Source organism: Streptomyces sp. NPDC048291 (genome assembly GCF_043201715.1).
In the GTDB taxonomy this organism is placed as follows: Bacteria; Actinomycetota; Actinomycetes; order Streptomycetales; family Streptomycetaceae; genus Streptomyces.
In genome coordinates this window covers 455,842-477,911 of the sequence record NZ_JBICZC010000008.1, presented here as the reverse complement: position 1 = coordinate 477,911, position 22,070 = coordinate 455,842, and the positions used below count along the sequence as shown (strand labels likewise).

Below are 22,070 nucleotides of genomic sequence, written 5' to 3'. Positions count from 1 at the left end.
GACGAGAGTGACCGACGTCGTACGCCGTCCGCGCAGCAAGCCCCGTATGTGGGGGTGGACCTACCGATGACCACCACGAGTACCCCGCCCGACGCCCGTCCGGCGCCCGCGGCGGTGGAGCCGCACGGCAAGCACACCCTGACACCGGCCCGGATCATCGGCGCCGGCACCGCCGTCACCGGGAACGCGTACGGGCAGCGCGAACTGCTCGACCTCTTCGGCATCACCGACCCCCGGACCCGGTCGGTCTTCCTCAACAGCGCCATCGAGCGGCGCTTCCTCACCCTGCCCCCGCGCGACGACACCGGGGCCTTCGGCACCGAACCCCAGGGGCAGCTGCTGGCCAAGCACAAACGGCTGGCCCTCGACATGGGCGCGAGGGCCGTTCGGCGGTGCCTGGACGACGCCGGTCTCGCCCTCGCGGACATCGACCACCTGTGCTGCGTCACCACCACCGGGCTGCTCACGCCCGGGGTCAGCGCGCATCTGATGCGGGAGACCGGCATCAGGGCCGGCACCAGCCGCATGGACGTGGTGGGCATGGGGTGCAACGCCGGGCTCAACGCCCTCAACGCCGTGGCCGCCTGGGCCACCGCCCATCCCGGCCGGGTGGCGGTGCTGCTGTGCGTGGAGGCCTGCTCGGCCGCGTACGTCATGGACGGCTCGATGCGCACCTCCGTCGTCAACAGCCTCTTCGGCGACGGGGCAGCCGCCATCGCGCTGAGCGCCGACCCGCCGGACGCCGCGGGACCGCCGTCCGGCGGCCTGCCGGCCGTGCCCGGCGCCTCGGCGGGACCCCGGCTGCTGGGCTTCGCCAGCCACCTCATCGACAGCGCGATCGACGCGATGCGCTACGACTGGGACGACGACCAGCACAAGTTCAGCTTCTACCTGGACCCGGACATCCCCTACGTGGTCGGCGCGAACGCCGAGCAGGTGGTGGACCGCCTGCTCGCGGGCGAGGGGCTGCGCCGCACCGACATCGGGCACTGGCTGGTGCACTCGGGCGGGAAGAAGGTCATCGACGCCGTCCGGGTCAACCTCGGACTCACCCGGCACGACCTGCGGCACACCAGCGGCGTGCTGCGCGACTACGGCAACCTGTCGAGCGGTTCCTTCCTGTTCTCCTACGAGCGACTGGTGCGCGAACGCGTCGTGCGGGCGGGCGACTTCGGGGTGCTGATGACGATGGGACCCGGCTCCACGATCGAGACGGCACTGGTCCAGTGGTGAGGAGAATCCGGTGAACGACTACCTGAGGGTGCACATCGACGGCGGCCGGCCGCCGGGCGCCGACACCGTCGCGGCGGTGGGCGCCGTGTGCGACGCGGCCGAGGACGGCGGGGCCCGCGGCCCGGTCGTCCTCGAACTGAGCGGCACGCCCGGCTCAGGGTGGGCGCAGGGGATGACGGTCGGCCTCGTCAGCAAGTGGGAGCGTGTGCTGCGCCGGCTGGAACGGCTGCCCGCGGTCACCGTCGCCGTCGCCGACGGGGCCTGCGGCGGCGCCGCCCTGGACGCGCTGCTCGCCACCGACCTGCGGGTGGCGACCCGCTCGCTGCGGCTGCGGCTGCCCGCCCTGGACGGCGTGACCTGGCCGGGCATGGCACTGCACCGGCTGGTCCAGCAGACGCCCGGGATCGCCGCGATCCGCCGGGCGGCGCTGTTCGGCACGCCGATCGACGCGGCGGAGGCGCTGGCCCTGCACCTCGTCGACGAGGTGACGGACGACGCGGCGGGCGCGGCGGCGGCCGCGGCGGGCCTGGCGGCCGGTGTACCCGGCCCCGAACTGGCGATCCGCCGCCAACTGCTCCTCGACGCACGGACCGTACCGTTCGAGGAGGCCCTCGGCGCCCATCTGGCGGCCTGCGACCGGGCCCTGCGTCTCGCTGCGGCGGAGCCGACCACATGACGACCGCCCGGGAGAGTTCCGGCCCTCGGGCGGGCGGGGCCGCACTCGCCGAGGACCGTGCGGCGCTGCGCGGGCGGGCCCGGTCGGATCCGGCGCACGCCGACGAACGCCGGTCGGTCCGGGCCGCGTTCCTCGCCGTGCACGCCGAGGCCGTGTACGCCGAGGCCACCGCCGGGTACACCCGTCGGCCGCGGCCGGCCGAACTGGCCGAGTCGGCCGGCGCGGCCTTTCCCGGGCTGCTGCCGACGCCGGCCGAACTGGCCGCGGACCGGCGGCTGCCGCAGGCGCTGAAGGAGGGCCACGAGATCGACCTCGGCATCTTCTTCAGCGCCGTCCTGCACGCGCCGGCCGCGGGCGCCCACCTGCTGGAGTCGATGCTCCGGCCGACCCCCCGCGCGCTGGCTCTGCTGCCCGCGTACACGGCGTCGGGCGCGGCCGACCTCGGTTCGGTGCGCGTCGAGCGCCGCGACGGCGTGGCCAGGCTGACCATGTGCCGCGACGACTGCCTGAACGCCGAGGACGAACGCCAGGTCGACGACATGGAGACCGCCGTCGACCTCGTCCTGCTCGACCCCGCGGTGGACGTGTGCCTGCTGCGCGGCGGCGTCATGACGCACCCGCGCTACCGGGGCAGACGGGTGTTCAGCGCCGGCATCAACCTCAAGTCCCTGCACGCCGGGGACATTTCACTCATGGGTTTCCTGCTCCGCCGTGAGCTGGGCTACCTCCGAAAGATCTGGGGCGGTCTGCACCCGGACGGGGACGGCCACTGGCCGCCGGCCGTGCGGGCGAAACCGTGGGTGGCGGCCGTCGACGGCTTCGCGATCGGCGGGGGCATGCAACTGCTCCTCGTCCTCGACCACGTACTGGCCGCGTCGGACGCGTATCTCAGCCTCCCGGCGGCCCAGGAGGGCATCGTGCCGGGCGCCGCCAACTTCCGTCTCACCCGGTTCACGGGACCCCGGCTGGCCCGCCAGATCATTCTGGAGGGCCGTACGATCCACGCCACCGACCCGGAGGCACGCCTGCTCGTGGACGAGGTGCATCCGCCCGGGGACCTGGACCGGGCCGTCGAGGACGCCCTCGACCGGTTCCGCGGCCAGGCGGTCGCCGCGAACCGCAGGATGCTGAACGCGGCCGAGGAGGACCCCGACGCGCTCCGCCGCTACCTGGCCGACTTCGCCCTGGAACAGGCCCGGCGCCTGTACAGCACGGACGTACTGGCCAAGGTCGGCCGCTTCTCCGACCGGCGCCCGGCCGACAGGGCCGGCCGGCAGGTCTGAGCGGCAGGTCCGGGCCGCGCGCGAACGCCCGGGCGGTACCGGATTCAACCGGTACCGCCCGGGCGTTCGTGTGCCGGGTCCGCCCCGTGTCTCACTCCGTGCGCAGCGCCCGGGCCGTCCCCGTACGCGCCGCCCAGCCGGCCGGCAGCAGGGCGCCGGCCGCCGCGATGACGACGCCGCCCAGGGCGAGCAGCACCAGCAGTCCCGGGCCGTAGACGTCGATGTCGGCGGCCGGGATCTCGGCGCCGGTCGACCGGCCCATCGCCGGCATGACGAAGTGGTGCAGCGCCACGCCCAGCGGTACGCCGACGGCACCGGCCACCAGCCCGGTCGCCGTCACCGAGACGAGCACCATGGTGACGGTCTGCCGGGGTGTCATCCCCAGCGCCTTGAACACCCCGAGGTCGTGGACGCGTTCGCGGGTGTCGAGCACCACCGTGTTGAGCACGCACAGGCAGGCCACCACCACCAGCATCACCGTCAGCATCGCGATCAGCGACTGCATCACCACGATGACGGTCGAGGAGCGGTCGTCGTCGGAGCTCGTGGCCACCCCGCCGATGGTCTTCAGCCTGGCGTTGAGCCCGTCCACGTAGTCGCCCTTGTCCGTGCCCTCGGCGAGCCTGACCGTGAAGTGGTCCGGCTTCACGTCGGGCACGAGCTGCGTCACCGACGCGGCGTCGGTGCGCACCGCCATGCCCTGGTCACCGAGGTCGAAGATCTCGCCGACCAGCTTCAGCCGCGCGCTGTGCCCCTGGTCGGTCAGCGTCACGGTGTCCCCGATCTTCGCCCCCGTGGCCTGGAGGAAGCGGGCGGGTGCCACGGCCTCGCCGGGTGCGGAGAACCAGCGCCCCGACAGCATCCGCTGCCCGCTGTTCGCGGCGTCGCCCTCGTACACCACCAGGGGTGAGCCGCCCTTGACGCCGGCGACGCTGACCTGCGTCTTCGCGGTGCTGAAGTACGACCCGGTGCCGGACTGCGCCCGGATCGCGGCGGCCACCTTGGCGGGGTCGGCCGGTTTCACCTTGGTCTGCGGACCGGTCGCGGACCCGGGGTCGCCGCGGCCCCCCTGGTCGTCGCGGGCGGTGGGACCGGCGTCCGCGCGGGAACCGTCATCCGTACGGGAGCCCGTCCCGGCCGTCGTGCCCTCGGCACCGCGGGTGGGTGCCTCGCGGTCGCCTGCGCCCTGGCGGGCCGGGGCGCCAGGGCGTCCCACGGTGCTGACCGTCACGTCACCGACCGAGTCCGGGTTGCCGTCCGTCTGGATGGCGAACAGCGAACTGCCGAGGCCCACCGCGAAGGTGATCGCCAGCGCCCCGAAGCCGACGGCGGCGGCGGTGGTCGCCGCCCGCGCGGGACGCGCGAACGGAGTGGCGAGGCCGAGGCTGACCGGGCGCGGCACCGGCAGCCGGGTCAGCAGCCGCCGGACGGTGCGCCCCCGTCCCTCCCGGGGTGTACGGCCGACGTTGATCGCCTCCGTGGTCCGCAGCCGGGCGGCCCGCAGCGCCGGTCCCAGCGCGGCGAGGACCACCAGTCCCAGCGCCGCCAGGGGCACCACGACGTCGATCCACAGCGGGATGAGCAGGGAGGTCGTGTCGTACGCGGTCTCGACCTCGTTCAGCATCGGCACGGCCAGCAGGTTGCCCACGACCACGCCCAGCAGGGCGCCGGCCGAGGCCGGGATCAGGGCCTGCGCGACGTAGGCCCGGCCCACCTGTGCCGGGGTGAAGCCGATGGCCTTCAGGATGCCGATGCGCCGGGTGGCCGCCGCGACCGCGCCGCTGACCACGATGGAGATGATGAGGACGGACATGGCCAGGCCGATGAGCGCGAACGCGGTCACGAACGGCACGAACGCCGAGACGTTGTCGTCCGCGATCTGCTTGACGTCGAGCCATGACTGCGCGCCGCGCAGGGCCCCGGCGGGCAGTCCCGCGGAGACGGCCTTCTTGCCGGCGGCGACCTCCGCGCGGCTGTCCGCGTGGTCGAAGCGGTACAGCATCTGGTAGCCCAGGCCCGTGCCGGAGCCGGCCAGTTCGCGCAATTGAGCCGGCAGCGTCCAGGCGTCGGCGCTCTCGCCGACGGACTCGGCGATGCCCGACACGGTCAGCTCCGTCTTGCCGCCCGGCCCGGTGACCTCCAGCCGGCTGCCCACCGTCACGCCCGGGGTGCGGGCACTGGTGTCCAGGACGATCTCCCCGGACTTCGCGGCCCACTTGCCCTCGACGAGTGTCACCTTGTCCACCGGCTGGTCCGCCTGCGCGCGGCCGACCACGGTCAGCGGCGGCGGGGTGATGCCCAGGGCCCCGCCCGTCGTGCTCTGCACCCGCAGCGAGGCCATGGGGAACGGACCGGCCGCCGCCGCCACGCCGTCGGCGTCCCCGGTCGCCGCCAGCCGTGCCTGCGAGACCTTCGTCCCGTCGAACTCCGCGCTGAGATGGGCCCCCTGCTGCTTCCCGAACGCCTGGTCGAAGGGGCCCTGGGAGGCGACGAGCAGCCCGGCGCCGAGCACCGAGGCGGCCACCGCGAGCAGGGTCGTCAGCACCATCACCACGGTCTGCACCCGGCGCCGCCCCACACCGGCGCGCACCACTCTGCCGAGCGCACCACCCCCGCGGGCACCCCCGGCAGACCCCGTTCCGCGGCCCGGGCCGCCGCCGTCGGGCGCGGGCGCGGCCGTGCCGGGCTCTTCGAGTCGGGTGCTCGCCCGGCCCGACGGCCACGGGGCGCTCATCGGCTCACCTGCGGAAGACCGTGCGTCGTGTCCCGGGCGACCTGTCCGTCGACCAGTTCGACGGTGCGGGTGGCGCATGCCTTCGCCAGCGCCAGGTCATGGGTGACCAGCACGATCGTCAGCCCGTCGTCGTTCAGCTCGCGCAGCAGCGTCTGTACGTCCGCCCCGGACGCCGAGTCGAGTGCGCCGGTGGGTTCGTCGGCCAGCAGCAGCGCCGGACTGTTCATCAGCGCCCTGGCCACCGCGACCCGCTGCCGTTCACCGCCGGAGAGCCGGCCGGGGTAGGCGTGCGCGTGGCGGGCGATGCCGAGATGGCCGAGCAGTTCGTCGGCGCGGGCGGCGGCCCGGGCCCGGGGCATGCCCGCGAGCTGGGCCGGCAGCAGCACGTTGTCGGCGACGGTCAGGTCGTCCAGCAGGTTGAAGAACTGGAAGATCATGCCGATCCAGGACCTGCGGTACTTCGCGGATCCGGCCTCGTTCAGCTGGTCCACCCGCACCCCGGCGACGGTCACGCCGCCCTCGGTGGGCCGGTCGAGGCCGGCGACGAGGTTCAGCAGCGTCGACTTGCCGCTGCCGGACGGGCCCAGCACGGCGACGGCCTCGCCTGGCCGCACGTCCAGCGACAGCCCGGAGAGCGCGGGCGGGCCCTCGTCGTACGCCTTGCTCACGTCGCGCAGCTCGATGAGCGGGTCGGTCAGGTCCCTCACGGCTCCTCCAGGGTTGCCGGGTCTCTTGTAGTACCGAAGAAGCTAGGTGTGGGGGGTCCGGTGCCGCGTCGGCCGCTGTGCCGAAGATTCCTACCGTCTCCGGAGGAGGTCCGGCCGTCTCAACCCAGCGGCCTAGTCCACAGGCTGAGTCGTCCCCGCACGCAGACGGATCCCGGGCCGGCGCCCGGTTGACACAATGGCCCGGTGAATGGAGCCAGGCGGATCGTCCGATGGTGGCCGGCACCCGTGCGGCGGCTGCGCGCAGGCATCGTCCAGTCGTCCCGAGGGGGTAGGTGGTGGCGCGCCGCCGGTGCGCTGCCGCGGCGCTCGCGCTGGACCTGGATCGCCGATCTGCTGATCGCCGCGGTCCTCGCGGTGGGCACGGTCTCCGCGGATCTCGACCGCTCCACGTACGACAACCGGCCGCAGGTGCCGCGCGTGTCGGCATCGGCCTCCGACGCCGACACGGGCTCCGGCTCCGGCTCGGCCGCGCCGTCCCGTCCGGACCTGTCCGGCGACCAGAACCCCGAGCCCCGGCAGCGGACCGAGCGGAAGCTGCCTCCCGCCCACCCGTGGGAGCTGGCCCTGGGTGTGCTCTGCGCGGCACCGCTGGCACTGCGCCGGCGGTATCCGCTGGCCGCCTTCTGGGCCGTGCTGGCCGCGGCCTGGGGCTTCCACCAGGGCGAGATCACCGAGGACGCGTCGGTGTTCGCCTTCGCGAGCGCGCTGATCGCGGCGTACAGCGCGGCGATGTACAGCCCGTACCGCGCACCGGCACTGGCCAGCCTGGCGCTGGGCGGTACCGCGTTCGGTGTCCTGTCGCTGATGCCGGAGATAGACCGCGGCCTGATCCCGGTCCTGGTGCTGCTGCCGGTGGCGCTCGCCGCCAACGCGGTGCACGTGTGGCAGCAGCGGGGCCGCGCCCAGCAGGAGGCGACCCGGCAGGCCGTGGAGCGGGAACGCGCCCGCATCGCCCGCGAGTTGCACGACGTCGTCACCCACAACGTCAGCATGATGACCATTCAGGCCGGTGCGGCGCGCAAGACCCTCGACGTCTCCCCCGACCAGGCCCGCGAGGCGCTCAAGGCCGTCGAGGCGGGCGGCCGGGCCGCGCTGGCGGAGCTGCGGCACGTCATGGGTCTGCTGACGATGGCCTCCGATGGACCGCAGCCGGCCGCCACCGCGGATCTGGCGCCCCAGCCGGGCCTCGGTCAGCTGGCCGAACTGACCGGGCGGGTGCGCGACTCGGGCACGCGTGTCGAGCTGTCCGTCACCGGCACCCCGGCCACGCTGCCCGCGGGCGTGGACCTCGCCGCGTACCGGGTGGTGCAGGAGGGGCTGACCAACGCCGTCAAACACGCCGCCGGTGCCACGGTCACCGTGCGCGTGGAGCACGCCCCGGGCCAGGTACGGGTGGCGGTCGAGGACACCGGCGGGCAGCGCGGCTCACGGGTCGCGGGCAGCGGCCGTGGCCTGATCGGACTGCGCGAACGGCTCGCGGTCTACGGCGGTACGCTGTCCGCCGGCAGCCGCCCGCACGGAGGCTTCGCGGTCCTGGCGGTCATTCCGGTGGAGGTGGAGTGAGTACCGAGACACAGCGCGCCGACGACGGTGCGGGACCGCCCCGGGTGGTGATCGCCGACGACCAGGCACTGGTCCGCACCGGCTTCCGGATGATCCTGGCCGCGGACGGCATCGAGGTCGTCGGCGAGGCGGCCGACGGCGACGAGGCCGTGGCGACCGTGCGGCGTACGCTCCCCGACGTCGTCCTGATGGACATCCGCATGCCGGGTACGGACGGTCTGGAGGCCACCCGCCGCATTCTCGGCCCGGACGCGCCGCCCAGCCCGCCCCGGATCATCATCCTCACCACCTACGACCTCGACCAGTACGTCTACGGGGCACTCGCCGTGGGCGCCAGCGGGTTCCTGCTCAAGGACGTCACCCCGGAGCACCTGGCCGCGGCCGTGCGCCTGGTCCGCTCCGGGGACGCACTGCTCGCGCCGTCCATCACCCGCCGCCTGGTGGAGCGCTTCGCCCAGCCCGCGGGGCGTACCACCACGCTGCACCGCGACCTGTCCACGCTCACCCGCAGGGAGCTGGAGGTCCTGGAGTCGTTGGCCCGCGGCCTGACCAACGCGGAGCTGGCCGCCCGTCTCCACCTGAGCGAGGCGACGGTGAAGACCCACGTGACGCACGTCCTCGCCAAGCTGCAGCTCCGCGACCGCGCCCAGGCGGTCATCGCCGCGTACGAGACGGGTCTGGTCACACCGGGCTCCATGGACCTTCCGCCGTCGAACTGACGGACCGCCGCCCGGAGCCGGTGGGCACTCCTGCGGTCGGGTCGCCTTCGGTGGCCGGTGCCGCCGGGCGCGCTGACGATCGCGCCCGGCGGCACCGTGGGGGGGGATCAGGTGTTCCAGACCTGGAACTCGGAGATCTGACCGGCGGGCCAGCCGCTGTTCGCCGTGATGTTCACCCGGAAGTACCGCTGGGTGGTCGCGGTGAAGGTGATCGTGACCGTGTTGCTGGTGGTGGGGTCGAAGGTGTACGTGGCCGACGACTTGACGGTGGTGAAGGAGGAGCCGTCGGTGCTGCCCGACAGGGACAGCGTCTGGTTGCGGGCGCCCCACGTCGCGGGGAGCTGGAGGACGACGCGGCTCGCGCTCTGCGCGGAACCGAGGTCCACCTGCACCCACTGCGGGAAGGCGTTGTTGGCGCTCTCCCAGTAGGTGCCCTGGTTGCCGTCCGTCACGTTCGACGACGGGTAGACGTCGGTGTGGCTGGACTCGGTGGATGCCGCTCCGGCCGCCAGGTTCCTGCTCGCCGTGCCGGCGCCGGTACCGGTCAGCGCGACCGTGGTCGTGCCGTTCGACGCGTTGCTGGCGATGCCGAGATCGCCGGTGCGGGTGCCGGACGCGGTGGGCGTGAAGGTGACGGCCACCGTGCAGGAGGCCCCGGCCGCGAGCGACGTCCCGCAGGTGTTGGTCTGCGAGAAGTCACCGGTGACGGTGACGCCGGAGACCGTCGCGGCCGCCGTTCCGGTGTTGGTCACCGTGACGGTCTGCGCGCTGCTTGCGGTGTTGAGGGCCTGGGTGGGATACGTCAGTGACGCCGGGCTCGCCGACAGGGCCGCCGGGGAGGAGCCGCCGCCGCTGGGGAACACCTCGAAGTCCGACAACTGGGCGGCGTTCCAGCCCGTGTTGGCGGTGATGTTCACCCGCACATAGCGCGCCGTGGCGGCGCTGAACGTGATGGTCGCCGTGTTGCCGTTGGCGTTCGGGTCGAAGGTGTACCCGGCCGACGCCTTGATCGTGGAGAAGCTGGAGCCGTCCGTGGATGCCTGCACCGACAGCGTCTGGGTGCGGGCCGACCAGGCGGTCGCCGGCGGGAGCTTGAGCACGACCTTGCCGACGCCGTAGCTCTGGCCGAGGTCGACCTGGGCCCACTGCGGGAACGAGCCGTTGGTGCCCTCCCAGTACGTCGAGGCGTCCGGGTCGGTGAGGTTGGAAGCGACGTACGGGCTGTTGCTCGAACTCGCCGTCGCCGGCCGCCCGGCGGCGATGTCGGTGGTGCTGTCGATGCCGCTGCCGGACAGGGCGACGACGGTCGGGCTGTTGTTGGCGTTGCTGGCGACGGTCAGGCTGCCGGTGCGGGAGCCTCCTGCGGTGGGCTTGAAGCCGACGGTCACCGTGCAGGACGCGCCGACCGCGAGGGTGGCGCAGTTGTTGGTCTGGCTGAAGTCGCCGGTCGCCGTGACGCCGGAGACGGTCGCCGAGGTGGTGCCCGAGTTGGTCACCTTCACCGTCTGCGTGGCGGCCGAGGAGCCGACCACCGTGGCGGCGAAGGCGAGGCTCGCCGGGTCGGTGTTCAGCACCGGGCCCGGCGCGGTGCCGGTGCCGGAGAGGGTGACGGTGTTGGTGACCCCGCCCGCGTTGACGCTCAGGGAGCCGCTCCGGCTGCCGGTGGCCGTCGGGGCGAACTTCACGCTGACGGTGCACGAGCCGTTCGCCGCGATCGACGAGCCGCAGGTGTTGGTCTGGGAGTAGTCGCCGCTGGTGGAGATCGACGACACGGACGCGGCGGCGTTGGTCGGGTTGGAGACCGTCACGGTCTGCGCGTCGCTCGTCGAACCGGTGGGAACCGAGCCGAAGTTGAGCGCGCCCGGGGTGGCCGTGACGCCTTCGGACGGGTAGGGCGGGTAGACCGGGGCCGGCCACCCTCCGCAGTACGGTGTGCCGCTGATGCCGGAGTTGCCGCCGCCGTCGGTCACCGTGAAGCTGCCGACCGAGCAGCTGTACACCGGCGAGGTGTAACCGACGCCGGTCGCCGTGACGTTGGTGAACTTGGCCGCGCCGCCGGTCTGTTCCTGGAGCGCGAAGGTTCCGGTGCCGGCGATGGTCACGTTGTTCAGGTTGACCCCGCTGATGGTGCCCTCGACCCACTGGATCGCTTCGTAAGGGCTCTGCTGGATCAGCGCGTTGGTCACGTTGATCGGGCCGGTGATCGCGCCCTGGCTGCCGTCGAACCACAGCGCGCCCACGCCGAACTGCCAGTTCGGGTCGAGGCTGCCGTCCCGGACCATGGTGTTGTCGGAGATGGTGGTGGTGCCGACCGGCGTCGACGAGAAGCGCTGGCCCACGTGGATGCCGCCGCCCTGGGTGATGCCGGAGTCCACCACGCGGTTGCCGCTGACGGTGTTGTCGTGGCCGCCGTAGATCGCGATGCCGTTGGCGAGGATCTGCAGCGAGACGGTGTTGTTGGAGATCGTGTCGTTGGCGTCGGCGCCGATACCGGAGTCCGCCCAGGTGGCGATGGAGTCGTCGCCGGTGTTGCGGATGTCGCTGTTGGTCACCTTCGAGTTGGTGACGCCGCCGTGGAAGTTGATGCCGTCCGCGGTGGTGTCGCGGATGCGCATGCCGCTGAACGTCAGCCCGTCCATCGGCCCGTCCATCCAGGCGCCGACCTTCATGTGGTCGATCCACAGGTTGGCGACGGTCGAGTTGCTCATCGCGCCGCCGATGCCGTTGACCTGGGCGCTGTCGTCGCGCTCCTGCACGTTGCCGAAGATCGCGAAGTTCTGCAGGTGCACGCCGGTGCTGGCCGAGGGCGCGGAGTTGCCGTAGAAGCCGGGTGCCGTGCCGGTGACGGTCGAGTACCACATGCCGGCGCCGGCGACGGTGACGTTGTTGACGCTGATGTGGCCGGGGATGTTGTAGGTGCCCGGCGGGATCCACACCGTGCCGCCGGGGCCTGCCGCGCTGATCGCGGCGTTGAACGCACCGGTCGCGTCGGTCGCACCGGTCGGATCTGCGCCCTGGCTGGTCACCGACACCGCTCCCGAAGGCGCGGTCAGGGCGGCGCCGACCTGCTCGAAGTCGGCGAAGTCGATCGTGTACGAGGAGGCGGTGTCGCCCGAGTCGACCTGCAGCTTGAAGGTGGTGCCCGCCGGATAGGTGGTGGCGAACAGGCGGTGGGCCTCGTCGTAGAAGTGGTGCGGGTTGCTGCCCGGGGTGTTGGTGAACGGGTAGCTGCCGTAGTACCAGCTGTACGCGTTGGTCAGGGTGAAGTCGGGCTGCTTGACGCCGTTGATGTACAGCGACAGCGCGGCGGTGTAGACCGAGCCGCCCGAGGTGTCGGGGATGCTGTACCGGAAGTTGATCGAGTTGGTCGCCACCGGCGTGGTGAAGGTGACGTACTGGCCGGTGCCCTGGAGGGTCGTCGCCTTGCGGTACGACGCCTCGTCGGCCAACTGGCCCTGGGTGTAGCTCGGTCCGATGTTCGTGCCGTTGGTGGCGGAGTTCTCCGCCTGCACCTCGACGTACGGCAGGCTCGCGCCGCTGCCGCCGGTGGCGGCGGTCGCCGCCGCCGCGGCCGGCTGGACGGCCAGCGCGAAGACGCCGGCGACGGTCAGCATCGCGGTGCTGACCGCCCAGACGAGGGCTCGTCTCAGATCTCTGACGGAATGGAACACTTACCACTCCTTTCATCACGTAATGCCCGAACTGTTCCGCCGGCACCGCCAGAGGCGGGAGGGGAGACGGAGGGTGGTGATGACGCACGGGGGACCGTAATGACGTTGACATCGCCGCGCAATAACCAGACAGAACATTGCAACAATAAAATTTCGGCATGCAAGATCTAATGCGCGACGAAGTCGAGGTGGTGACACCCCGCCGGACGCCGAATCCGGGATGTCGGCGCGGCAGTCAGCGACCGGACGGCCGCGCACAGTGCGTCGACCGCAGCGACTGCGGCCACCACCGGTAGCCGACTCGCTAGATTCCAACGAAGTGGAGAATGGATTGCACAAAAAGACGCAAGTTTCTTGCTGGAACCTGTAATTCACATAGCCAGTGCAGTCACTCTGCCTCGCCCAGGTGCAGGATCCTGAGGTGTGCCGCGTGCGGTGGGAACAGCCTGCCCGGCCGGCACTGTTGCACCCGCCGGGGGACCGGCACCGCGCTGGTACCCGCCGCGGACTCGCGCCGAGACCTTGTCACACAGGAGGACTGTTTCATGAACGACCGGCCCTTGACGCTGATGGCGGTACACGCCCACCCCGACGACGAGGCCACCGGCACCGGAGGGGTCCTCGCGCGGTACGCGGCGGAGGGCATGCGCACGGTCCTCGTGACCTGCACCGACGGCGGTTGCGGAGACGGGCCGGGGGGTGTCAAGCCGGGCGAGCCCGGGCACGACCCGGCGGCCGTCGCCTCGATGCGGCGCCGGGAACTGGAGGCGAGCTGCGAGATCCTGAAGATCAGCCATCTGGAGACGCTGGACTACGCCGACTCCGGAATGATGGGCTGGCCGGCCAACGACGCCCCCGGTTCCTTCTGGCGGACCCCCGTGGCGGAGTGCGCCGCCCGGCTCGCGGAGCTCCTGCGGCGTTACCAGCCCGATGTGGTCGTCACCTACGACGAGAACGGCTTCTACGGCCACCCCGACCACATCCAGGCCCACCGCATCACGATGGCGGCGCTGGAGATGACCGAGCCGACCCCGAAGGTGTACTGGACGACGGCACCGCGTTCGATGATGCAGCGGTTCGGAGAGGTCATGCGCGAGTTCGGCGCGGACGTGCCGGAGCCGGACCCCGAGGAGGCCGCCGCGATGGCGGAGATCGGACTCCCCGACGACGAGATCAGCACCTGGGTGGACACCACCGCGTTCGGCGGCCAGAAGTTCGACGCGCTGGCCGCGCACGCCAGCCAGGGCGAGAACATCTTCTTCCTCGGGATGGGCCGGGAGAGGTTCACCGAACTGATGGGCGTGGAGACCTTCGTCCGGGTCCAGGACACCACCGGCGCGCCCGTACCCGAGAACGACCTCTTCGCCGGACTGCGCTGACCTACCGCCCGCGGAGCTGTCGGACTCGGGGACCGCAACGGCCCCGAGTCCGACGCGAAAGCCCAGGTCAGCGGTGCGGGAAGGGGTGGTAACCCCCCGGAGCGCCGGAGGTGGTCCCCCTGCGGATCCGGTGGCTGGCCAGCTGTCGGCGCGCAGCGGCCGTACCCAGACTCGGCGGCATGACGTTCTCCATCGACGCTCCCGTCGCGGCCGGGACGGCCGCCGCCCCCGCGCCGACCTCCGGTCCCGGCAGCGACTTCGCCAGGCTCTCCCGACGCATCGGCGAAGCGGGCCTGCTGGACCGGCGCCCGGGTTACTACGCCGTGCGGCTCGGCCTGGTGGTCGCGGCTCTGCTGGGCGGCGCGGCGGCCTTCTTCGCGCTCGGCGACACCTGGTGGCAGCTGGCCCTCGCCGCCGCCATGGCCCTCGTCTTCGGCCAAGTGGCGCTCGTGGCACACGACCTGGCCCACCGTCAGGTCTTCCGCCGACGCCGCCCGAGCGAGACCTGGGGCCGGCTCTTCGGCAACCTCGCCATCGGCATGAGCTACGGGTGGTGGATGAACAAGCACACCCGTCACCACGCCAACCCCAACCACGAGGAACTCGACCCGGACGTCGCACCGGACATCCTGGTGTGGTCCACCGACCAGGCACGCACCAGCAGCGGCCTGGCCCGGCTGGTCGGCGGCCACCAGGCGTTCCTGTTCTTCCCGCTGCTGACCCTGGAGGGTTTCAACCTGCATGTGTCGAGCGTGCGGGCGCTGCGCTCGCCCTCCATGAAGAACCGGACGGCGGAGGGCGTGCTGCTCCTTCTGCACTTCGCGGCCTACCTGTCGGCGCTGTTCCTGGTCCTCTCCCCCGGCAAGGCCGTGGCGTTCCTCGCCGTGCACCAGTGTCTGTTCGGCGTCTACCTCGGCTGCACGTTCGCCCCGAACCACAAGGGCATGCCCACCTTCACCGGCGACGAGCGGCCCGACTTCCTGCGGCGCCAGGTGCTCACCTCCCGCAACGTGCGGGGCGGCCGGTGCACGGACGTGCTGCTCGGCGGGCTCAACTACCAGATCGAACACCACCTGTTCCCGAGCATGCCCACCCCTCACCTGCGCCGCGCCCGGGTGATCGTGCGGGAGTACTGCGCGGAGATCGGTGTGCCGTACCACGAGACGGGGCTGCTGCGGTCGTACCGCGAGGCCCTCACGCACCTGCACCGGGTGGGGGAACCCATCCGGCGCGGGCGCAAGGCGTCCTGACGGTGCGGGCGGCGCGGGGCCGGCCGGGTGCCGCCGTCGAGGAGGCCGGGGCCTGTCCTCGACGAGCGGCATCCTGGCCGACACCGCCTGACTGCCGTCTACCGGCCGGCCGCCTACCGTCTGCGGCCGGCCCGACGGCCCGGCCTCACCTCAGGTGCCGGTCGAAGAACCGGTTCCCGTCCTCCAGCTCGAACCACGGGGTGCCGGTGTGCCCGCCGAGATTGGCGTGCAGGGTCTTCTCCTTGCTGCCGAAGGCGTCGAACAGGTCGAGGGCCCGCTGCCGGGGGTTGCCCTCGTCGTCCCACTGGAGCAGGAGCAGCAGGGGCACGGTGACCTGCCGGGCCTCCGCGCGCTGGGCACGGGGCACGTATCCCCCGGCGAAGAGCCCGGCGGCAGCGATGCGCGGCTCGACCGCCACGAGGCCGATGCCGACGGCGGTCCACCCGGAGTAGCCGACCGGGCCGGCGAGCTCGGGCAGCGCGAGGAGGGCGTCCAGGGCGGTCCGCCATTCCGGGACCGCGTTCTCGACCAGGGGGCCGACGAACGACTCGAAGATCTCGTCGACCGGCTCGCCGGCCTTCATCGCGCGGCGGAGGCCGGCGCGGGCCTGCTCGGCGGCGGCGGAACGGGGCCGGTCGCCGCACCCGGCGGCGTCGATGGAGGCCACCGCGTAGCCGTACGCCGCGGTCCTCCGGGCCCGGGCCACCAGCCGGGGCTCGCTCTTGGGCAGGCCGTTGTTGTGGGCCATCAGGATCAGCGGGGCCGGTGTGGCGGACTCCGATGTGGCGGACTCCGGCGTGGCGGACTCCGGTGTCCACAGGGTGCCGGGGATCTCGCCGAGGGTGAATTCGCGTTCGAGGACGCCGTCGTCGAGACGCCGTTCAGAAGTGAAATGCATGGTCGTGCCTTTCGGGAATGCGCGTGAACGGCGCTCCCGGACGACCTATCGCCCGACCGCGACCCCGGAGGGGAGCACCCATGTCGATACAGCGTTCACGGGTACCACCTCCTCGTCTCTGGCACGGCCTCCGGAAAGGTAGCAGCGGTCGCCACGGCCCGCCAACGGGTTTTCGCGGCGCCACGGCGGCTCGCCCTCCGGCCCCGGCTCAGCGCAGGGTGTCCAGCAGGGCGGTGACGTAGGCGTCCAGCCGCCCCTCTACCGTCCGCGTCGTCAGTTCCGTCCTGCCCGCCTCCTGCCACGGCCGGGCCACCCACCGCATCTGCCCCGCGAAGCCCAGGGCGTCCAGCAGCCGCCAGTAGAGCCGTTCGCCCGTGGCCGCGGCCAGCACCCCGCCGGCCTCCTCGTACGCCTCGGCGAACCGCAGCCCCCACGCCGGGCCGTGCAGCATCGCGAGATTGGTGGAGCAGTGCGCCACGTCGAGATCCGCCGGACCCCAGCAGGTCTCCACCCAGTCCACGACCCCGGTGATCCGGGGACCGGCCAGGCTTGGCGGTGCCACGTCGAACAGCACGTTGCCGGGTTGGAAGTCCCGGTGCAGGAACCGCCCTTCGTATCCTGGCGCCGGCCGGCGGATCACGTCCGTCGCCGCTGCCCACGCCGCGGCGTCGGCGCCGTCCGGCGGGACGACGGCGTCGGCGGTCGTCCACGCCCGGTACTCCCGGGGACGTTCGGCGGGCCGCAGCGCGTGGATCGCCACGAGTTGCCGGGCCAGCAGGGGGACGCGCGCCTCAAGTCCCCGGTCGTCGAGGACCGTCCGGCCCGGCAGATGCGTCATCAGGAGTGACGGGTACTCGCAGTGCGCGGCGGCCGCGTCGACCGCGACAGGGCCCGGAGCCGGCACGCCCGTCCCCGCGAGCAGGGCGAGGACGCCGGCCTCGCGGTTCAGCAGGTCCTCGGCGAGCGCCACGAACGACGGGTCGACGAAGGTCCGCAGCACCAGGTCTCGGGTGGCTCCGTCCCGGGCGCCGATGGTCAGCCGCCGCATCTCGGCGGTGATGCCCCCGTGCAGCGCCCCGGTCGCGACGACCCGTTCACCGGCCGCCAGATGCCGGCCCACCCAGGCCAGGGCCGACGGCCGGACCGCTCCTGCTTCGTCGTGGTCGGACACCGTGCCACCCCATCATCCGGGCGGCGGCACGGGCAAAGGGTTTCCGCGCCGGGGCTTACGGCTCGCTTCTCGGGGGTCGCAGGGCGGCGGCGCCCGCCCGCACCATCGCGGCCAGCGGTGACCTCGCCCTTTGCACGAGGTCACGCGGCAGACCGGTGTCGAGCTCGACGGTCACCCGGACGTACCGGGTGTGCAGCCGGGTGACCTCGACGAGACGCGGTACGACCGCCTCCGGGCCGCGCTTCAACGCGGCCCGGTAGGTGTCCTTGCGCTGGTTCATGCCGTGTCCTGTCGCTTGACGAGTTCTTCTGCGAGGTCCATGTACGCCGAGCCCTTGGCCGCCACCGGGCTTCCGAACGACTGGGCGTACAGGTCGAGCCGCGGAATGTGCGTGGACAGCACGTCGAAACCCCGCTCGGTGAGCGCCTCCCGGGCGTCGGCGTCGGGACCCGTGCGCGTGGCGTCGGCCCGGTTGGTCCGGTTCAGCAGAACGGCGGCGTGGGCCGGCTGGGCGCGCAGGGACTGCACGTCGCCCATCTCGCCCCCGATGGGCGCCATGCGGTCCAGTTCGATGGGGGCCGGAGTGACCGGCACGATCCATTCGCCCGCGTATCTCATGATGCTGCGGGCGATGTGCGCGTGGTCCTCCATCTGCGGGGCGTCGAACACGACGGCCTGCCGCTCGCCCAGGAAGTCGTTCACACGTCGGTGCACATCGCCCACCGGGAGGGCGACCACGGGAAACGGGAAGCCGCCCGCCAGTTCGCTCCAGCGCAGCGCGGAGGAAGCGGGGTCACTGTCGACCAGCAGCGGCGGGATGCCCGACTCGTGCAGCGCGTGGGCCAACCAGACCGCGCTGGTCGTCTTTCCCACCCCGGGCTTCAGGTTCACAAAGGCGTAGCTCAGCGGCACACGAGCCAACGTAGGCGCGCGAACGGCCCCCGTCCCCCGAGTCGGGGCCCACAGCGCCGCCGTTCACCCTGCGGCGCCGGTGAATCATTCGGATGGGCCAGTGCGGAGGCCGGCCACCGCATCGTCCGGTGCACGGGGAGAACGAGTCGTGCATCCCCGTGCGGGGCTCAGTGCGGGAACGCCCGCGGCGGACGCTGACGGGGCAGCGTGGTACGGAACTCCTCGATCACCGAACTCACCTGCCGCATCAGCGAAGTCCCCTCCAGCAGACCGAGGTAGAGATTGCGGCGGGCCAGTCCGGGCAGGTCCACACAGAAGTACAGCGCCATCAGCGGGTTGACGAACAACTCGCCGCCCCTGGTCCGTTCCGTGAACCGGACGTCGCCGAAGTCACCGCGCACGGCGGCGGCGACGGATCCGTTCACGATGCTCGGATGGCTCGCGGTGTGGCGCTGGGCGTGCGCCACCGCGTCGAGATAGAGCGCACCCTCGCGTGCCGCCCCGAGCAGCGAGAACGCCCCGAGATAGGCGCCGTCCCGGTCCAGGGCGGCCAGGTTCTCCAGTACGAGCGAGTGGTTCACGCCGTGATAGGCGTCCACCCCGAAGCCGAGGCAGGCCACCAGCCGGTGCGGGACCTCGTCGAGCCCGCTCACGGCGGCCAGGCTCGCCATGTCCTCCTCCGGGGTGCCGAGGCCGTGTTCGTCGCCGCGCATCAGGATGTCGGTCCCGCCGTCCACCAGCACGACCGCGTCGACACCGCCGAGATGCGTGATCAGCGTCCGGTAGGCCGCTCGCAGCGGAGCGACCCCGATACCCGGGAACGCGTACACGGTCGACGGCATGTCCTGCGCCGCGAGCCACTGGGCGAGCGTCCGCTCGGGAAAGTAGTCGCCGCGCAGCGGGGTGTCGGGCCCGACCGCCGCGACGTCCTGGTCCACCCACACGTCGAGGTCCAGGCCGTACAGGTCGGCGAAGGACAGGTTCGCGAGGTGCACCTCCTTGCCCGCCGACCGCAGCGCGAGCGCGAGCGGCAGCCCGGCGTACACGTCGAAGCCGCCGCCCGCACCGGCTATGAGCACCCGTCGCACGTCGCGCAGGCGGGTGAAGAACGCGGGTTCCCCCAGAGTGATCACCGCAGGACGCTACCAGGAGGGCGAGCCGGCACCGGGCCGATGCCGTCGCCGCGGTGCCGCTCGCCGAGCGGCGGCCGGGCGCGACCCGCGCCGCGCCTGTGCCGCGCCCACAGCTCGTCGGGCTCCGGTTGCACTCCTGTTGCACTCCGGCAGGGCGCATCGCAGGCTGCTGGTATGGAGCGCGTCCCGGAAGGCAGTGTGCTGCCCATACTGGTGACGGGCGCCGCGGGCAGCATCGGTGCCGTCGGACGATCCGTTGCCGAAGGTCTTCGGCAACGGGGTCTGCCCGTCCGGGCCATGGTGCATCGCGAGGACGAGCGGGCGGAGGCGCTGCGCGCGTCGGGCTGCGAGGTCGTCGTCGGAGACCTGACGCGCACGGGCGACGTCGCCGACGCCCTGGCCGGCTGTGGACGCATGTACTTCGGCATGGGGGTGTCGGCGCAGTATCTGGAGGCCGCAGTGACGGCAGCGGCCGTCGCACGCGAGTACGGCAGCCTGGAAGTCTTCGTGAACATGTCGCAGCTCACCGTCTCCGAGATGGACCTCACCAGCGCCTCCGAGTCCGTGCAGCAGCGGCAGCAGTGGCTGGTGGAGCAGGTGCTCGACTGGTCCGGCCTGCCCGTCGTCCGGATCAGGCCCACCGTGTTCTTGGAGAACCCGCTGTTCCGGGTGGGCTTCGCCTCGATCGCGAAGACCGGAAGCATCAGACTGCCGTTCGGCCGGGCGAAGACCTCCCCCGTGGCGGCCAGGGACGTGGCCGCGGTCGTGGAGGAGATCCTGGCCGATCCGGCCCCGCACATCGGCCGGACCTACGAGCTGACCGGCCCTTGCTCGCAGGACATCGCCGCCATGGCGGCAGAGGTTTCCGCGGCTCTGGGACGCCCGGTCGGTTACACCGACGTCCCGCTGCGGGAATGGATCGACGACTGTCTCAGACCGCTGGGACTGCCGGAGCACACCTTCCAGCACATCTCCACGATGGCCCGCCTGCACGCGGAGGGTCGGTACGACCGCAAGGCGGACGGGGTCGAGCAGGTCACCGGGCGGCCTCCAGCGGGGGTGGCCGACTACGTCCGTGAGAACCCCGGCCTCTTCGGCCTCTGAACGAGCGACCGGCGGAGAACGACCCGGTGAGCACCCGCCGGATCTGCGTGGCCCTGCGCGTCGGCAGACAGGCGAGGAGAGCCCGGGCGAGGCTCTCGCGACGCGTGTAATTCGCCACATTCCCCCCTTTTAGTGCGGATCAATAGATAAAAATGGTCCCTTAATGCCAATTACCACCCCTCCGGTGGTCGGCTCCAGCGATTTCAACGATCAGTGGCATGGGAGAAGCGTTTGATCACGCTAAGTAAGCGACACGCCGGCCTGATGACCATGACCGGCGTACTCGGCGGCGTACTCGCACTCACGGCCCTCGGCGGTACCGGCAACGCCGCCACCGGCGGCGACGCCACCGGGAACCAGCCGGCATCGCATGCGCGGGGAGATCAGACGGGCACCCAGGACGCCTCCGACGCCCGAATAAAGATCACGCCCGGGCAAGGCACCCACGGCGTCGGAGTCGGCGATCCCGTCAAGGTCACCGTCAGCAACGGCACCCTCACCAGGGTGGTGATGACCGCCGTCGCGACCGGTGCCGAGATCCCGGGCACCCTGTCCGCGGACGGCACGTCCTGGCAGTCGAACGGCCGGCTGGAACGGGCTGCCCGATACCAGGTCGCCGCAGATGCCGAGGACGCCAAGGGCCGCTCGGTCACCGGGAACGCCACGATCACCACGACCTCCCCGGCCAACGACTTCATCGGGCACCTCTCGCCCGAGGACGGCTCGACCGTCGGCGTGGGCATGCCGGTGTCGATCTCCTTCGACAAGGCGATCAGCGACAAGGCCGCCGTGCAGTCGGAGATCCAGGTCGGCTCCAGCAGTGGGCAGCGGGTCGTCGGTCACTGGTTCAACGACCACCGCCTGGACTTCCGCCCCGAGCACTACTGGAAGCCCGGCTCCACCGTCACCGTCAAGCTCACCCGTCAGGGCATCCAGAAGACGGTCACGTTCAAGATCGGCCGGAGCCAGATCAGCACCGTCGACGCCAGGACGAAGAAGATGACCGTCGTACGGGACGGCAAGACGATCAAGACCATCCCGATCTCGTCCGGCAGCCCCGAGCACCCGACGTACAACGGTCAGATGGTCATCTCCGAGAAGTACCGGCACATCCGCATGAACGGTGCGACCGTCGGCCTCACGGAGAAGGACGGCAAGCCCTCGTACGACATCAAGGCCGTACCGCACGCCATGCGCCTGACCGACTCGGGCACCTTCATCCACGGCAACTACTGGGGTGCCGACTCGATCTTCGGCAAGGTCAACACCAGCCATGGCTGCGTGGGCCTGAAGGACGTCAGGAGCGGCGGCGACGGCAAGCAGCGCGCCGCGTGGTTCTTCGACAACTCGATGATCGGTGACATCGTGATCGTCAAGAACTCCGACGACAAGACCGCGCTGGCCCCGGACAACGGCCTCAGCGACTGGAACATGCCGTGGGCCCAGTGGGTCTCGGGCAGCGCGACCGGCTGACACCGCGTCACTCCACGCACAGGAACCCGAACCCCTTCCGCAGGCGGCGGCCGACCATGTCGGCCGCCGCCTGCGGCGTCCACGGCGCCGGTCGCCTCCGCGGCTTCCCCGGCACGTAGCGGGGGTTGCGGACCCCCATTCGA

The 22,070-nt window shown here is 71.9% G+C and carries 17 protein-coding genes; 9 read left to right on the top strand and 8 right to left on the bottom strand.

Annotated elements, in window-relative coordinates; all coding sequences use genetic code 11:
* Window positions 1–66: 66 nt before the first annotated feature.
* Genes dpgA through dpgC form a run of 3 tightly spaced genes read left to right on the top strand, consistent with a single transcriptional unit; the run spans window position 67 to window position 3,192 of the window.
* Window positions 67–1,233, top strand: a complete 1,167-nt coding sequence (gene dpgA, locus ACGF5O_RS23995; protein ID WP_393811912.1) for a 3,5-dihydroxyphenylacetyl-CoA synthase DpgA — start codon at window positions 67–69, stop codon at window positions 1,231–1,233.
* Between the two features lie 10 nt (window positions 1,234–1,243).
* Window positions 1,244–1,909 (top strand): enoyl-CoA-hydratase DpgB, encoded by a 666-nt coding sequence (gene dpgB / locus ACGF5O_RS23990; protein ID WP_393811911.1) that lies wholly within the window; start codon window positions 1,244–1,246, stop codon window positions 1,907–1,909.
* Complete coding sequence (dpgC, locus tag ACGF5O_RS23985; RefSeq protein ID WP_393811910.1) at window positions 1,906–3,192, top strand: (3,5-dihydroxyphenyl)acetyl-CoA 1,2-dioxygenase DpgC; 1,287 nt, start codon at window positions 1,906–1,908, stop codon at window positions 3,190–3,192. Before dpgB ends, dpgC begins: the two co-directional genes overlap by 4 nt.
* Window positions 3,193–3,283: 91 nt before the next feature.
* Here dpgC and ACGF5O_RS23980 read toward each other — a convergent pair whose 3' ends face one another.
* Together ACGF5O_RS23980 and ACGF5O_RS23975 are read right to left on the bottom strand one after the other, a co-directional pair.
* Complete coding sequence (locus ACGF5O_RS23980) at window positions 3,284–5,926, bottom strand: ABC transporter permease (protein ID WP_393811909.1); 2,643 nt, start codon at window positions 5,924–5,926, stop codon at window positions 3,284–3,286.
* The gene (locus ACGF5O_RS23975; protein ID WP_393811941.1) at window positions 5,923–6,624 is read right to left on the bottom strand and encodes an ABC transporter ATP-binding protein; all 702 of its coding nucleotides are present in this window, start codon (window positions 6,622–6,624) and stop codon (window positions 5,923–5,925) included. Before ACGF5O_RS23975 ends, ACGF5O_RS23980 begins: the two co-directional genes overlap by 4 nt.
* A 213-nt stretch (window positions 6,625–6,837) precedes the next feature.
* On the opposite strand from ACGF5O_RS23975, the gene ACGF5O_RS23970 reads away from it, so the two are divergent.
* Both ACGF5O_RS23970 and ACGF5O_RS23965 read left to right on the top strand, forming a co-directional pair.
* Window positions 6,838–8,217: a sensor histidine kinase gene (locus ACGF5O_RS23970; protein WP_393811908.1), complete on the top strand. Its 1,380-nt coding sequence runs from the start codon at window positions 6,838–6,840 to the stop codon at window positions 8,215–8,217.
* On the top strand, window positions 8,214–8,936 hold the full coding sequence (locus ACGF5O_RS23965) for a response regulator (protein WP_393811907.1): 723 nt from the start codon (window positions 8,214–8,216) through the stop codon (window positions 8,934–8,936). Before ACGF5O_RS23970 ends, ACGF5O_RS23965 begins: the two co-directional genes overlap by 4 nt.
* A gap of 107 nt (window positions 8,937–9,043) precedes the next feature.
* Here the strand turns inward: ACGF5O_RS23965 and ACGF5O_RS23960 are convergent, their stop codons facing one another.
* Complete coding sequence (locus ACGF5O_RS23960; protein WP_393811906.1) at window positions 9,044–12,607, bottom strand: choice-of-anchor D domain-containing protein; 3,564 nt, start codon at window positions 12,605–12,607, stop codon at window positions 9,044–9,046.
* Between the two features lie 545 nt (window positions 12,608–13,152).
* Here ACGF5O_RS23960 and ACGF5O_RS23955 point away from each other — a divergent pair.
* Window positions 13,153–13,986 carry a PIG-L family deacetylase gene (locus ACGF5O_RS23955; protein WP_393811905.1) on the top strand — a complete coding sequence of 278 codons (834 nt, stop codon included), beginning with the start codon at window positions 13,153–13,155 and terminating at the stop codon, window positions 13,984–13,986.
* A 179-nt stretch (window positions 13,987–14,165) separates the two neighbouring features.
* Window positions 14,166–15,236: a fatty acid desaturase family protein gene (locus ACGF5O_RS23950; protein WP_393811904.1), complete on the top strand. Its 1,071-nt coding sequence runs from the start codon at window positions 14,166–14,168 to the stop codon at window positions 15,234–15,236.
* A gap of 145 nt (window positions 15,237–15,381) precedes the next feature.
* Here the strand turns inward: ACGF5O_RS23950 and ACGF5O_RS23945 are convergent, their stop codons facing one another.
* The 5 genes from ACGF5O_RS23945 to ACGF5O_RS23925 all read right to left on the bottom strand — a co-directional run bounded on the left by ACGF5O_RS23945 (window position 15,382) and on the right by ACGF5O_RS23925 (window position 19,350).
* Window positions 15,382–16,134: a dienelactone hydrolase family protein gene (locus ACGF5O_RS23945; protein WP_393811903.1), complete on the bottom strand. Its 753-nt coding sequence runs from the start codon at window positions 16,132–16,134 to the stop codon at window positions 15,382–15,384.
* A 208-nt stretch (window positions 16,135–16,342) separates the two neighbouring features.
* Entirely contained in the window at window positions 16,343–17,305 is a 963-nt protein-coding gene (locus ACGF5O_RS23940; RefSeq protein ID WP_393811902.1) for a phosphotransferase family protein, read from the bottom strand.
* Between the two features lie 55 nt (window positions 17,306–17,360).
* On the bottom strand, window positions 17,361–17,585 hold the full coding sequence (locus tag ACGF5O_RS23935) for a hypothetical protein (RefSeq protein WP_393811901.1): 225 nt from the start codon (window positions 17,583–17,585) through the stop codon (window positions 17,361–17,363).
* Window positions 17,582–18,217 (bottom strand): AAA family ATPase, encoded by a 636-nt coding sequence (locus ACGF5O_RS23930; protein WP_393811900.1) that lies wholly within the window; start codon window positions 18,215–18,217, stop codon window positions 17,582–17,584. The genes ACGF5O_RS23935 and ACGF5O_RS23930 overlap by 4 nt, the downstream gene beginning before the upstream one ends.
* A gap of 167 nt (window positions 18,218–18,384) precedes the next feature.
* A complete protein-coding gene (locus ACGF5O_RS23925) occupies window positions 18,385–19,350 on the bottom strand; it encodes a DUF1152 domain-containing protein (protein WP_393811899.1) in 966 nt (321 codons plus the stop codon).
* A gap of 174 nt (window positions 19,351–19,524) precedes the next feature.
* Here ACGF5O_RS23925 and ACGF5O_RS23920 point away from each other — a divergent pair, with 174 nt between their 5' ends.
* Window positions 19,525–20,454, top strand: a complete 930-nt coding sequence (locus ACGF5O_RS23920) for an NAD(P)H-binding protein (RefSeq protein ID WP_393811898.1) — start codon at window positions 19,525–19,527, stop codon at window positions 20,452–20,454.
* Window positions 20,455–20,718: 264 nt separating this feature from the next.
* Window positions 20,719–21,927 (top strand): Ig-like domain-containing protein, encoded by a 1,209-nt coding sequence (locus ACGF5O_RS23915; protein WP_393811897.1) that lies wholly within the window; start codon window positions 20,719–20,721, stop codon window positions 21,925–21,927.
* Window positions 21,928–22,070: the final 143 nt, after the last annotated feature.

Excerpts from the sequence above, each read along its gene's own strand:
- dpgA (WP_393811912.1), top strand. The coding sequence starts at position 67 with ATGACCACCACGAGTACCCCGCCCGACGCCCGTCCGGCGCCCGCGGCG.
- dpgC (WP_393811910.1), top strand. The coding sequence starts at position 1,906 with ATGACGACCGCCCGGGAGAGTTCCGGCCCTCGGGCGGGCGGGGCCGCA.
- ACGF5O_RS23980 (WP_393811909.1), bottom strand. The coding sequence starts at position 5,926 with ATGAGCGCCCCGTGGCCGTCGGGCCGGGCGAGCACCCGACTCGAAGAG.
- ACGF5O_RS23955 (WP_393811905.1), top strand. The coding sequence starts at position 13,153 with ATGAACGACCGGCCCTTGACGCTGATGGCGGTACACGCCCACCCCGAC.
- ACGF5O_RS23950 (WP_393811904.1), top strand. The coding sequence starts at position 14,166 with ATGACGTTCTCCATCGACGCTCCCGTCGCGGCCGGGACGGCCGCCGCC.
- ACGF5O_RS23945 (WP_393811903.1), bottom strand. The coding sequence starts at position 16,134 with ATGCATTTCACTTCTGAACGGCGTCTCGACGACGGCGTCCTCGAACGC.
- ACGF5O_RS23935 (WP_393811901.1), bottom strand. The coding sequence starts at position 17,585 with ATGAACCAGCGCAAGGACACCTACCGGGCCGCGTTGAAGCGCGGCCCG.
- ACGF5O_RS23920 (WP_393811898.1), top strand. The coding sequence starts at position 19,525 with ATGGAGCGCGTCCCGGAAGGCAGTGTGCTGCCCATACTGGTGACGGGC.
- ACGF5O_RS23915 (WP_393811897.1), top strand. The coding sequence starts at position 20,719 with ATGACCATGACCGGCGTACTCGGCGGCGTACTCGCACTCACGGCCCTC.